The sequence below is a fragment of the Methylobacterium sp. CM6247 genome (assembly GCF_054817925.1).
Genome location: NZ_JBTXKX010000003.1, coordinates 5,323,466 through 5,336,603, shown reverse-complemented (window position 1 = coordinate 5,336,603; position 13,138 = coordinate 5,323,466). Strand labels below are relative to the sequence as shown.

Annotated in this window: 11 protein-coding genes and 1 tRNA gene; 11 read left to right on the top strand and 1 reads right to left on the bottom strand. The window is 63.1% G+C overall.

Annotated elements, in window-relative coordinates; genetic code table 11:
- Positions 1 to 9 precede the first annotated feature (9 nt).
- Positions 10 to 840: a type I methionyl aminopeptidase gene (gene map / locus ACYQOP_RS26295; protein WP_056431081.1), complete on the bottom strand. Its 831-nt coding sequence runs from the start codon at positions 838 to 840 to the stop codon at positions 10 to 12.
- Between the two features lie 270 nt (positions 841 to 1,110).
- Here map and ACYQOP_RS26290 point away from each other — a divergent pair, with 270 nt between their 5' ends.
- From ACYQOP_RS26290 to ACYQOP_RS26240, 11 genes are all read left to right on the top strand, one after another.
- Complete coding sequence (locus tag ACYQOP_RS26290; RefSeq protein ID WP_056431078.1) at positions 1,111 to 1,365, top strand: zinc-finger domain-containing protein; 255 nt, start codon at positions 1,111 to 1,113, stop codon at positions 1,363 to 1,365.
- Positions 1,366 to 1,425: 60 nt separating this feature from the next.
- Complete coding sequence (locus ACYQOP_RS26285; RefSeq protein ID WP_207412821.1) at positions 1,426 to 2,616, top strand: FAD-dependent oxidoreductase; 1,191 nt, start codon at positions 1,426 to 1,428, stop codon at positions 2,614 to 2,616.
- 37 nt (positions 2,617 to 2,653) lie between these two features.
- Positions 2,654 to 2,740, top strand: a tRNA-Leu gene (locus ACYQOP_RS26280).
- 149 nt (positions 2,741 to 2,889) lie between these two features.
- On the top strand, positions 2,890 to 4,713 hold the full coding sequence (gene edd, locus ACYQOP_RS26275; RefSeq protein WP_461225087.1) for a phosphogluconate dehydratase: 1,824 nt from the start codon (positions 2,890 to 2,892) through the stop codon (positions 4,711 to 4,713).
- A 95-nt stretch (positions 4,714 to 4,808) separates the two neighbouring features.
- Positions 4,809 to 5,426: a bifunctional 4-hydroxy-2-oxoglutarate aldolase/2-dehydro-3-deoxy-phosphogluconate aldolase gene (gene eda / locus ACYQOP_RS26270; RefSeq protein WP_461225085.1), complete on the top strand. Its 618-nt coding sequence runs from the start codon at positions 4,809 to 4,811 to the stop codon at positions 5,424 to 5,426.
- 564 nt (positions 5,427 to 5,990) lie between these two features.
- The gene (locus ACYQOP_RS26265; protein WP_461225083.1) at positions 5,991 to 7,496 is read left to right on the top strand and encodes an aspartate ammonia-lyase; all 1,506 of its coding nucleotides are present in this window, start codon (positions 5,991 to 5,993) and stop codon (positions 7,494 to 7,496) included.
- A gap of 458 nt (positions 7,497 to 7,954) precedes the next feature.
- The gene (locus ACYQOP_RS26260; RefSeq protein WP_461225081.1) at positions 7,955 to 9,556 is read left to right on the top strand and encodes a porin; all 1,602 of its coding nucleotides are present in this window, start codon (positions 7,955 to 7,957) and stop codon (positions 9,554 to 9,556) included.
- Positions 9,557 to 9,959: 403 nt separating this feature from the next.
- Positions 9,960 to 10,838 carry an amino acid ABC transporter substrate-binding protein gene (locus tag ACYQOP_RS26255; protein ID WP_461225505.1) on the top strand — a complete coding sequence of 293 codons (879 nt, stop codon included), beginning with the start codon at positions 9,960 to 9,962 and terminating at the stop codon, positions 10,836 to 10,838.
- A gap of 28 nt (positions 10,839 to 10,866) precedes the next feature.
- Positions 10,867 to 11,589, top strand: coding sequence for an amino acid ABC transporter permease (locus ACYQOP_RS26250; RefSeq protein WP_056431064.1), 723 nt, complete (start codon positions 10,867 to 10,869; stop codon positions 11,587 to 11,589).
- A 57-nt stretch (positions 11,590 to 11,646) separates the two neighbouring features.
- On the top strand, positions 11,647 to 12,339 hold the full coding sequence (locus ACYQOP_RS26245) for an amino acid ABC transporter permease (RefSeq protein ID WP_056431063.1): 693 nt from the start codon (positions 11,647 to 11,649) through the stop codon (positions 12,337 to 12,339).
- A 53-nt stretch (positions 12,340 to 12,392) separates the two neighbouring features.
- Positions 12,393 to 13,121 carry an amino acid ABC transporter ATP-binding protein gene (locus ACYQOP_RS26240; RefSeq protein ID WP_196805484.1) on the top strand — a complete coding sequence of 243 codons (729 nt, stop codon included), beginning with the start codon at positions 12,393 to 12,395 and terminating at the stop codon, positions 13,119 to 13,121.
- The last annotated feature ends 17 nt before the right edge of the window (positions 13,122 to 13,138 follow it).

Sequence of the window (13,138 nt, the reverse complement as noted above, 5' to 3'; positions counted from 1 at the left end):
CACTCGCTTTCAGGCAGATGGATTGATTGGCTGATGCAGGCCTTTGGGTGAGAAGGTGAACACTTCGACCCCGGTTTCCGTCACGGCTACGGTGTGCTCGAACTGAGCCGAGAGCGATCGATCTCGGGTTACGGCCGTCCAGCCGTCCGAGAGAACCTTCACCGCCGGCCTACCGAGATTGATCATGGGTTCGACCGTGAAGAATTGTCCGGGCTGGAAGGCTACGTCGTAGCTCGGCTCGACATAATGCAGGATGGTCGGGGCATCGTGATAGGTGCGACCCAGACCGTGCCCGCAGAAATCTCGCACCACCGAGCAGCGCTCCGCTTCGGCATAGGCCTGGATCGCGCGGCCGATATCCGTAGTCGAGCCTCCCGGTTTGATCGCCGCAATGCCACGCATGAGGCATTCGTGGGTGATCTCGCACAGGCGTGCCGCCTTACGCGGCACTTCGCCGACATAGGCCATGCGGCTGCTATCCCCGTGCCATCCGTCGACGATCAAACAGATGTCGAGATTGACGATATCGCCCTCGCGCAAGGGCTTGTCGTTGGGGATCCCATGACAGACGACGTGGTTGATCGATGTGCAGATCGATTTCGGGTAGCCTCGATAGAGTAGCGAGGCCGGGTAAGCGCCGTTATCCATCGCGAATTCGTAGGCGAGGCGGTCGAGCGCTTCCGTGGTCACACCCGGCGCCGTGGCTTCCATCAGCACGTCGAGGGCTTCTGCCGTCAGGCGACCGGCCTTGCGCATGCCTTCGAACCCTTCGGGACCGTGAATCGGCGGCCGAGGCGCGCGGCGTCCGCCTTCGACAACGGCCTGTTCGTTCTGGGTCATGACAAGCGTGGTTTCGTAAAAGCAGCGATGAGAACCATCTATCTACGGCGGCATGCGCTGGAGGCCAACCCTCGACTGTAGGCGGTTTTGCCGGCAGCGACGGCTTTTCCGGTTTCGTGTTCGGTGAAGGCAATCCGCCGCCGGCTTTTTGCTGGGCCTGGGGAATCGTCCACGCTAGGCTTCACGCCGCCGAGGGGCTAGAGAATGCCTGCGACGGAGCAATGTTGCCCGGTCGGGGTCACCTCGGCGGGCCGGAGGCAGGATCGGGCGATGGCTGACAAGGCGGTGCCGCATTTCCACAACGACCTGGGAGTCGCCCTCATCGAAGTGGGCTCGAAGGAGTTCATGTGCATCGGCGCCAAGCCGCCCTTCGATCATCCGCACGTGTTCCTCGATATGGGGAGCGATGACGAGATCATCTGCCAGTACTGCTCGACGCTTTACCGCTACCGCGCGACCCTCAAAGCTGGGACTGCCGATCCGGCCGCCGCCGTCTGGGATGACCACGGGGCGAAGGCGGCCTGATCGCGTAGCGTTTCGTAGCGACGAGACCCGCAGGTGTCCGACGATTCTCATGGCGTTCGAATCCCTTCAGTCAGGACTGGCCTTTCTGTAGCTATCGTCGGCGCGGGCATTGGAGGCCTGACTGCCGCTCTCGCTCTCGATGCCGCCGGGCATGAAGTGACGCTCGTCGAGCGGAGGACGGGGTTCAGTGAGGTCGGGGCTGGCCTGCAGCTCTCTCCGAATGCGAGCCGCGTTCTCATTGGGTTGGGCCTCGGTGCGGCCCTTCGCAGGGCGGCGAGCGAACCGCCAAGGGTCGTGGTGCGTGCCCTCGGGACGGGTCGCGAGATCGGCGGTGTCGAACTCGGTGCCGATCTGCGCAGTCGCCATGGCGCCCCCTATTATGTCATCCACCGGGCCGATCTGCAGACGCTCCTTCTCGATGCCGTCCGTAGCCGGCCGGGAATCCGGTTGCTTATGGGGCGGGATGTGCGAGGGCTGGCCGAGTCGGCCTCCTCCGTCGAACTGACACTGGAAAGCGGGCAGGGTTCGAAAACCGACACGCTGGCGGTCGATCTTGTGGTTGGCGCCGACGGTGTGCGATCCACGCTGCGAGGCCATTTCGACGGAAAGCCCTTGCGGTCCTGCGGCGAGGCTGCCTGGCGGGCGACGATACCGATCGATTCCGCCCCGCCGGAACTACAGGGCGACGAGACCGGTCTTTGGCTCGGGCGTCGACGGCACGTCGTGCATTACCCGATCCAGGGTGGACGGAGCATCAACATCGTGGCGGTCGTGCCCGAACGCATCGGCAGCGAGGGTTGGGGCCAGCTCGGCGAGACTGCGGTCCTGCGAGCGCAGTTTCCGGACGCGACCCCTGTTCTTGCCGAGCTTCTGACCGCACCTGATTCCTGGCTGGTCTGGTCGCTCGTCGACCGGCCGACGGCGCGACCAATGGCGCGGGGGCGGGTGGCCCTGCTAGGCGATGCGGCCCATCCCGTCCTACCGTTCCTGGCTCAGGGCGCAGCGCTCGCCATTGAGGACGCAGCCGTCCTCGCCGTGACGCTGCGAGCCGATGACGTAGCGGGATCGATGGTGGCCTACGCGAAACGACGCGTGCCTCGTACCAAGCGTGTGCAAGCGGCGGCACGCGGCAACGGCCGGACCTATCATGCCGGGGCGCTCCTCGGTTTTGCCCGTAATACCGTGATGCGCCGGCTCGGTCCCACCGGAATGGGCCGCCGCTACGACTGGCTCTACGGCTGGGCGCCTTGATCTCGGAGCCTCGCCTCGTTACCGCTGATCTCGCAATGCGGACGTGGCGAAACCGGTAGACGCACGAGACTTAAAATCTTGCGGCTGAAAGGCTGTGCGGGTTCGAGTCCCGCCGTCCGCACCATCACCCGCTTCGAAGCGCGATGGCCTGAAACGTGCTGAGCCGATCCGGTCATTGATCGTACCGCGCGGCGACCGATCTATCGCCTGCGGGACGAGCCCTCTACGTTCCTGACAGCAGGTGGCTTCGCATCAGCGAGGGAAGGATCTGCCATGACCGAACTTCACCCGGAAGTCGCAGCCGTCACTGAGCGCGTGGTGACGCGCTCCAAGGCGAGCCGGCGCGCCTATCTCGACCTGATCGCCCGCGAACGCGACGGCGGCGTGCACCGGCCGATGCTCAATTGCGGCAACCTCGCCCATGGCTTCGCGGCCTCTGGCGAGGACAAGCCGGCGATCAAGGCCGGCCGGGGCATGAATATCGGCATCGTCACCGCCTATAACGACATGCTCTCTGCGCATCAGCCCTATGGCCGCTACCCTGAGCAGATGAAGTTGTTTGCCCGCGAGGTCGGGGCAACGGCGCAAGTTGCAGGCGGGGTCCCCGCCATGTGCGACGGCGTAACCCAGGGGCAGCGCGGCATGGAACTGTCGCTGTTCTCACGCGACACCATCGCGCTCTCCACGGCGGTCGGCCTCAGTCACGGCATGTTCGACGGGGCAGCCCTACTCGGCATCTGCGACAAGATCGTGCCGGGGCTGCTCATCGGCGCCCTGCGCTTCGGGCATCTGCCGCAGATCCTGATCCCGGCCGGGCCGATGCCCTCGGGCCTTGCCAACAAGGAGAAGCAGCGCATCCGCCAGCTCTATGCCGAAGGCAAGGTCGGCCGCGACGAGCTTCTGGAATCGGAATCCGCCTCTTATCATGGGGCGGGAACCTGCACCTTCTACGGCACCGCCAATTCCAACCAGATGATGATGGACGTGATGGGCCTGCACATGCCCGGCGCCTCTTTCATCAATCCCGGTACGAAGCTGCGCCAGGCGGTGACCCGCGCGGCCGTCCACCGGCTCACGGAGATCGGTGCTTCCGGCAACGATTACCGGCCCCTCGGGCGCTGCGTCGACGAGAAAGCCATCGTCAACGCGATCATCGGCCTGTTGGCCACCGGCGGCTCCACCAACCACGCTATCCACCTGCCGGCAATCGCCAGGGCCGCCGGGATCATCGTCGACTGGGAGGATTTCGACCGGCTCTCGGCCGTCGTTCCGCAGGTGGCAAAGGTCTATCCCAACGGCTCCGGGGACGTGAACCACTTCCACGCCGCTGGAGGCATGTCCTACGTCATCGCCAGCCTCATCGACGCGGGCCTGCTTCACGACGACATCCTCACCGTGGCCGGCAGGCGCCTGCGCGACCATGCCCGCGACCCGAAGCTGATCGAGGACGAGCTAGTGTTCGAGGACGCGCCGGCGGCTTCGCATGACGAGAGCATCCTGCGCGGCCCCGCCAACGCCTTCCAGCCGGATGGCGGGATGCGGCTGGTGAAGGGCAATCTCGGCCGTGCCACTTTCAAGACCAGCGCCGTCGACCCTTCGCGCTGGACGGTGGAGGCTCCGGCTCGGGTGTTCGACGATCAGGACGACGTCATGGCCGCCTTCAAGGCGGGTGAACTGGAGCGGGACGTCGTGGTGGTAGTGCGGTTCCAGGGACCGAAAGCCAACGGAATGCCCGAACTCCACAAGCTGACGCCGCAACTCGGTGTCCTTCAGGATCGTGGCTTCCGCGTCGCCCTCGTGACCGACGGGCGCATGTCCGGTGCGTCTGGCAAGGTGCCGGCCGCGATCCATCTGAGCCCGGAGGCCCTCGGAGGCGGCCCACTGGGAAAGCTTCGCGACGGTGACATCGTTCGCCTGAGCGCCGAGGATGGTACGCTTCAAGCGCTCGTCGATCCGTCCGAATGGGAGACGCGGGGAGATGCGACAGCGCCTCCGCCGGCTTTCGGTACCGGGCGGGAGCTTTTTGCCTTCATGCGCCATGGGGCGGATGGCGCCGAGCAGGGCGCTTCGGCGATGCTCAGCGCCGCCGGACTCTAGCCAAAGCTGTCCGGTCCGGGGAGGGCGCATTGGCTCTCCGCATGACGCTTCCACGACCGACCGAACACTCCACCCTTCGCCAAGGACGGTTCTCAATGACGACCATCGACGCGCTGATGCGCTCCGTTCCCGTGATTCCCGTCCTCGTGATCGAAGAGGCCGCCCATGCTGAGCCGATCGCCAGGGCCCTCGTCAATGGCGGCCTGACGGCGCTGGAGGTCACCCTGCGGACCCCCGCTGCCCTCGAGGTGATCCGCATCATGGCACAGGTCGAGGGTGCTGTGGTCGGCGCAGGCACTGTACTCAACGAGCGGGATCTCGATGCGGCGATGGAGGCGGGCGCGCAGTTCATCGTCAGCCCCGGTCTCACCGATCCGCTGACGAAAGCCGCGCTAGACCGCGGCATTCCCTTCCTGCCAGGGATCGCCAATGCCGCCGACATCATGCGCGGCCTCGATCACGGGCTCGACCGGTTCAAGTTCTTTCCTGCCGAGGCCGCCGGGGGCGTCAAGGCGCTGAAGGCCCTCACCGGCCCGTTCGGAAAGGTCTGTTTTTGCCCGACGGGTGGAATCACCGAAGCGACGGCACCGGACTGGTTGGCCGTCGGCCAAGTCCTCTGCGTCGGCGGCAGTTGGGTCGTGCCGGCCGGCGAGCCGCAGCCTGAAGCAATCCGTAGGGCAGCAAGGGTCGCGTCAGGCCTACGAAGGAACTGACCCGCCAAGAGAAATACTCTTGGATGCGCAGTCCTGCGGTGTGGCGGCATGGGGTTAGCTAAGGCCGCCGCATACCGGGAGGCGTTATTTGACAGGATCTTCACGGCTGCGCCACGACGATCGAGGCATTCACAGTAGCGCTAGAGCGATCGAAAGCTTCACTTGAATATCTTGCTGCAAAGCATGGATTGACCTCCTAGACGTCGTGAAGTGGCAAGAGCGTTTCTTCTCGGAGGACGCGGCGACGGGGTCGAAGACGCCGCTCTCTTCCGTCCTTGCGATCAACGAAGCGGCGGTCATCGTCACCTTCCACCGGCACAAGCTTTTGTCGCTCGACGATTGTTTCTACGCGCTCCGGGTAGCCGTCTCGCACCTCATCCGATCATCGCTGCATCGGCGTCTGCAGCGACGCGGAATGAGTCGATAACCTGAGGTCGGCGGTTATTCATGCGGCTTCAGGACTGAGCCGATGTCAGGATTGGACCTCCAAAGCGCTTGACGGTCGTGCCGCCGCGTGTGGCCTTCCGCAGAGCCGCTGCGAGCGCAGGGCGAGGGAGAAGATCGATGGCGACGGACACGCAGACGGTCACCGAGATACCGGCCGAGAACATCGCTGTCGCAACCGTGCGAACCGTCGAGATGGAGGGCGCGCGGACGCGCACGGAGCACGACCTTCTCGGTTATGGCGAAGTACCCGCCGACGCCTATTGGGGGATCCATACCAAGCGCGCGGTCGCGAACTTCCCCATCACGGGTGTTCCGGTGGGGCACTTTCCTGAATTCGTAAGAAGCCTCGCTCTTGTGAAGCAGGCTGCTGCCCGCGCCAACCGGCGACTTGGCTACCTGGCTGCCGACAAGGCCGACGCCATCGACCGCGCCTGTATTCTCGTCGCCACTGAGCCGCGCTTTGCCGAATCCTTCGTGGTGGATGCGATTCAGGGCGGCGCTGGCACCTCGACCAACATGAATGCCAACGAGGTGATTGCCAATGTCGCCCTGGAACTGATGGGGCACCCGCTAGGGCATTATGAGGCGCTCCACCCCAATGACGACGTCAACATGGCGCAATCGACCAACGACGCCTATCCGACGGCGCTGAGACTTGCGGTCATTTTCGCCACCCAGCCGCTCATTAAGGCGCTCGACGACCTTGCCTACGCTTTCAAGGGCAAGGCCGTTGAGTTCGCCGACGTCCTCAAGATGGGCCGCACCCAACTCATGGATGCGGTACCGATGACCCTCGGCCAAGAATTCGATGGGTTCCACGCCACCATGAAAGAGGACGTGGCCCGACTGAACGAGATCGTCGGGCTGTTCCGCGAGGTCAATCTCGGTGCCACAGCCATCGGCACCGGAATCAATGCCGATCCTCGTTACGCGTCCCTGGCGGTGGAAGAGCTATCACGGATTTCCGGGCACCCCATGGTCCTCGCATCGAACCTGATCGAGGCGACATCCGATCTTGGGGCGTTCGTTCTGTTCTCCGGCGTGCTGAAACGCGTGGCGGTGAAGCTCTCTAAAATCTGCAACGATCTGCGCCTGCTTTCCAGCGGCCCGCGCACTGGGTTCGGCGAGATCAGGCTGCCGGCCGTCCAGGCCGGTTCCTCGATCATGCCGGGCAAGGTCAACCCGGTGATTCCTGAGGTGGTCAATCAGGTCGCCTTCCTGGTGATTGGTCACGACCTCACCGTGACTCTCTGCGCAGAGGGAGGCCAGCTTCAGCTCAACGCCTTCGAGCCGACGATCGGGTATTGCGTTCTCAGCTCCCTGCGCATGCTTACCGCCGCGGTCGATACCCTCACGAAACGGTGCATCGAAGGGATCGAGGCGGATCGCGAACGCTGCCGCTCCCTCGTCCATGGTTCGATCGGCCTCGTTACCGCCCTTGTGCCGGCCCTGGGGTACGAGGCTTGCTCCAGAGTCGCCCAACGTGCCTTGGCAGAGAATCGCCCCGTCGCCGAGATCGTGTTGGAGGAGGGATTGCTGACGGAGAATCAGCTCGAGCATCTGTTGGAGCTCGAAGCCATGACACGTCCTTCGCGTGTGAGACGGACCAATCAGGGGGCCTGACGGCTAACGCGTCCCGACTGCCCCGTCGTTCCGGTACAGGCGCTGGAACGGGGTCCTGGCTCTCTTCATGACGGTTCAGTGACGGTGCAGAGCACAAAAACTAAGCAAAGGGTGCGCTGGCGTGAACAAGTAATGCCATTAGCGCAGCGCGATGCATTGCTTTTCTTCTCCGGGGCCAACCTCTGCACAGCATGCGACCTCAGCGATGACATGGTTTGCCGCCTGACAAACGTTGCAACGCCGCCACAGCGGTTCACAACCGCCGTGGCATTCACGATTCCGAGTTGCCCGGCGGGACCCGCTCGCACAGAGTGAAAACGCACTGGGGAAACCCCGGGGCACAGCCGGAACGGGGCGATGAAACGCTCCCCTGGCTAACAAACAAAGGCAAACGAACATCGGTCCACGCCGTGTTGAAGTTGCCTATCCCTCGGGTCTCGAAGCTTTTGGAGATATCAATGAAGCTCTTGAAGAGCTCACTCCTCGGTACCGCCGCAGGTTTTGCGTCGGTCGTTGGAGCGCATGCCGCCGATCTTCCCGTGAAGAAGGCCGTGCCGATCGAATACGTCCGCGTCTGCTCCGCCTACGGCGCCGGCTTCTTCTACATCCCCGGAACGGATACCTGCATCCGTCTCTCGGGCCGCGCCCGCCTCGACATCGGCTACCAGCCGACGGACAGCCGCACCGGCGCAGGCAATGGTGACACGACCGGTTATATCGGTCTCGCCCGCATCAACGTCGATGCCCGCACCCAGACTGCCTATGGCACCCTGCGCGCCTTCACCCGTATCCAGTTCGCCTCGCGCACCGGCGGTACCGGCGGCCTCCGCTCCGGAACCCAGGAGCGCATCGGCTCCGCCTTCGCTGCAACCGGCCAGGATCAGGCCGGTCGCGCCCAGCAATTCGTGAACACCGACAAGGCGTTCATTCAGTTCGCCGGCCTCACCGCCGGTCGCGCCTCCTCGTTCTTCGACTTCTACGCTCACGACTTCGAATTCGCCGGCGCGACCCTGAACTCGGACGTCCAGTCCACCAACCTGCTCGCCTATTCGGCCAAGTTCGGCGAAGGCTTCTCGGCCACGGTCTCGCTCGAAGACCCGACCTTCCGTCGCAACACCGTTTACTCGCAGACCTTCGGGGCAACTGGCGTGACCGGCGCTCCGTCTCCGGTTCTCGTCGGACTCGGCGCAACGAACACCTTCCAGAACTACGACGTGTCGCAGCGTAACCGGATGCCCGACTTCGTCGGCGTTCTCCGCTACGATGCTGCCTGGGGTTCGGCTCAGATCTCAGCTGCCGTCAAGGAAATCAACGTCCAGAATCCCGTTGGATCCACCTTCGGTGTAGCTGCGGTTCCCGGTCTTGGTGGGACTGCTGTGACCGGACATCCCTCGAGCGAATACGGCTGGGCTGTCCAGGGTGGCGTGAAGATCAACACCCCGTTCATCGCTCCGGGCGATACGCTGTACCTGCAGGGAGCCTACGGTGAGGGCTCGACCCTCTACACGGGCTACTCGTCCTACAACGGCAGCTACGCCGCGATTGCCAGCACCATCAACGGCGCTGCCTTCGATCCCTTCATGTCCGACGCCACGCTGAACCCTCTCACCGGCAAGATCGAAACCTCCACCAGCTTCACGGTGGTTGGCTCGTTCCTGCACTACTGGTCGCCTGAGTGGCGTTCGGCCGTGTTCGGCAGCTACGGCGAGCTCTCCTTCGCCCGTGGCGCTCGCGCCGCCAATGCCGCTGCATTCCAGACGAATGGTGCCACCACTCAGTTCACTGGCACTCCCGGCACAGTCTCGTTCGACGTGAGCCCGGTTCTCCGTGACACCTACCAGATCGTCGCCGGCGCAAGCCTGATCTGGTCGCCGGTGAAGGACCTCGATATCGGTGTCGAGGGCTTCTACACCAAGGTCGGCGTTCAGAACGGCCGTGTCGTGGATCGCACCCAGTCGAGCGGCACCGTCAACGCTGCGAACATCGCCTCCGGCGCCGTTCGCACCGTGACCGCCGACGACACCTACCAGGTGCGTATGCGCGTCCAGCGCGACTTCTAAGCCTCTGCGATCTTGGGGTTGGCGCTTCGTGCGCCGACCCTGGGGGATGCAAGGAAACGGTTCAAAATGGGCCCGGCTGAAAAGCCGGGCCTTTTTCATGACTGCCGCACATCGATAATCGGCCTCTTCCTTCTGGATCCGGTGATTTCAAACGCAGGGCATTGTCTCGCCAAAAGCGATCTAGCCCGCCCGCACGGCACGTTGATTGCTATAGTCTTCCTGAGCGGTTGACATCTCCGGTGGTCCCTTATTCACCGATTGCGATGGGCGCGACCGCTGCTACGTTGAGCCTCGAGAGCCGATCATTCGATCGGCGGAAACCCCTTCGGGAGTTAGCCTTCACATGCATTTTGGTCATCACAGGTCCGTCGCTCTGAAGGCGACGGTCGTCCTTGCATCGGCAATGAGCTTCACGCTCGGCGCAGCCGGCGCCAATGCCCAGGAACTGACCGGCACCCTCAAAAAGATCAAAGAGACCGGTGAGATTACGATCGGCTATCGTGACGCCTCCGTTCCGTTTTCTTACCTCGACGGTGATCAGAAGCCGGTCGGATACGCGTTCGAGATCTGTAAGAAGATCGCCGAAGCGGTGAAGACCAACCTGAAGCTCACGAAGCTCGAGGTGAGGCTCAATCCCGTCACTTCCGCCACACGCATCCCGCTGATCGCCAACGGCACCGTCGATCTCGAATGCGGTTCGACCACGAACAACGTCGATCGCCAGAAGCAGGTCTCCTTTACGAACACCCACTTCCTCACCGCGACCCGCTACGTCGCGAAGAAGTCGGCCAAACTCGACACGATCGAGGATCTCAAGGGTAAGACCGTCGTCTCCACCTCGGGCACCACCAATATCCGTCAGATCAACGAGGCCAATACCGCGCGCAACCTCGGTCTGACGATTCTGCCGGCCAAGGATCACGCTGAAGCATTTTTGATGGTCGAGACCGGCCGCGCCGCTGCCTTCGTGATGGACGACGTGTTGCTCGCCTCGCTGGCCGCCAGCTCCAAGGAGCCTGGTGCCTACGCGATCTCCAGCGAGGCCCTGTCGAAGCCCGAGCCCTACGGCATCATGCTCCGCAAGGACGATGCGCCGTTCAAGGCCGTGGTCGATGAGGCGACGTCCAAGCTCTACAAGAGCCCCGAGGGCAAAGCCTTGTACGAGACCTGGTTCACCAAGCCGATCCCGCCGCGCGGCATCAATTTGAACCTGCCCATGAGCGAGCCGATGACCAAGGCCTTCGCGTCGCCGAGCGACAGCGCCGACCCGGCCGCTTACTAAGCCGCCGCACGGGAGCAGACGACAGGCGATGAATTACAACTGGAACTGGCGGGTCTTCTTCGACCCGTCGCCGGAAGGCACCGGTACCTATGCCGACATGCTTCTCTCCGGCCTGTCTTGGACGATCGCCACGGCGCTCTGTTCCTGGATCATCGCCTTCTCCCTCGGCTCGCTCATTGGGGTGCTGCGCACCCTTCCGAGCCGGGGGGCTCAGCGGATCGGCACCATGTATGTGGAGCTTTTCCGGAACATTCCCCTGCTGGTTCAGATGTTCCTCTGGTTCTACGTCGTGCCGGAGCTCCTTCCCGGCTCCTGGGGGACTTGGCTGAAACAGCTGCCCAATGCATCGTTCTACACGGCGGTCATCTGTCTCGGCTTCTTCACCGCATCACGAGTCGCTGAGCAGGTCCGAACCGGCATCGAGACCTTGCCCCGTGGCCAGCGGATGGCCGGCACCGCCATCGGTCTCACCACTTGGCAGACCTATCGCTACGTGCTGCTGCCCAATGCCTACCGGGTGATCCTACCCCCGCTGACATCAGAGTTTTTGAATAACCTGAAGAATACATCGGTGGCGCTCACCATCGGTCTGCTCGAACTGACCGCGAGGGCTCGCTCGATGCAGGAATTCTCTTCGCAGGTCTTCGAGTCCTTCACTGCGGCTACGGTGATCTATCTCGGTATCAGCCTGATCGTGGTGACCCTGTCGAGCAAGCTCGAGACACGTATCGCTGTCCCGGGATCGCGCTGATGCCCGCACCATCCGCCTTCCCATCCTTCGCGACCGCCAGACGGGACTAGAGGACCGATGTTTACGGATTTCGACTTCGGGGTCGTCCTCTCATCCTTGCCGTACCTGTTCGGTACGGGAATGGTGTTCACGCTGACGCTCACCGCACTCGCCGCCTCGGGCGGCATCATTCTCGGCACCGTCATAGCGATGATGCGCCTGTCCGGGATCGCTGCTCTGGCGATCCCGGCCAAGATCTACGTGAACTTCATGAGGTCGCTGCCGCTCGTACTGGTCATCTTCTGGTTCTACTTCCTCGTTCCCTATATCGGACAGTGGATGACGGGTGCTTCGCGTCCGATCTCGGTCGGCGCTTTCACCTCAGCGCTCGTAACGTTCACCTTGTTCGAGGCGGCATTCTTTTCGGAGATCATGCGCGCCGGCATCCAGGCAATTCCGAAGGGGCAAACATCCGCGGCCCAGGCCATCGGCCTCACCTACGGGCAGACCATGCGGACAGTGATCCTGCCTCAAGCCTTCCGCAACATGCTGCCCTTGCTGCTGACCCAGACCATCGTGCTGTTCCAGGATACGTCCCTCGTCTACGTGATCTCGCTTACCGATTTCCTCGGTGCTGCATCCAAGGTGGCTCAGCGCGATGGGCGTCTCGTGGAAATGTATCTGTTCGCGGCTGCGATCTATCTGGTGATTTGCATCACCGCCTCGACTCTCGTCCGGCGCCTTCAGCGCCGTGTCGCCATCATTCGCTAAGCTTCCGAGGATCCGCCATGTCCGCCATCGATCCCCAGGCTTCGGCAAAGCCGATGATCGCCATCGACAACATCAGCAAATGGTACGGCCCGGTTCAGGTTCTAAACGGGTGCACGACCCAGGTTACTAAGGGCGAAGTCGTCGTGGTCTGCGGTCCTTCAGGCTCCGGCAAATCCACCCTGATCAAGACCGTCAACGCCCTGGAGCCGATCCAGAAAGGGGCCATCACCGTCGATGGTATCGGTGTTCAGGCGAAGGGCACCAACCTTCCCAAGCTTCGTGCGCGCGTCGGCATGGTGTTCCAGCATTTCGAGCTGTTTCCACACCTGTCGATCATCGACAACCTCATGCTCGGCCAGTGCAAAGTCCTCGGACGGTCGAAGGACGATGCACACGATCGCGGCCTCAAGCTCCTCGGTCGTGTTGGTCTCTCGGCGCACTCGCATAAATATCCGGGCCAGCTTTCCGGTGGTCAGCAACAGCGCGTCGCCATCGCCCGCGCCTTGTCGATGAACCCCATCGTCATGCTGTTCGATGAGCCGACCTCGGCTCTCGACCCCGAGATGGTCGGAGAGGTGCTGGATGTGATGATCGAGCTCGCCCGCGAGGGTATGACGATGATGGTCGTCACCCACGAAATGGGCTTCGCTCGGAAAGTCGCCAACCGCGTCGTCTTCATGGATCGTGGGGAGATCGTCGAAGACGCTACGAAGGACGACTTCTTCGACAAGCCTCGCTCGGAGCGGGCTCAGACCTTCCTCTCAAAGATCCTGGCTCACTGACCTGCAGACGAAGGGCG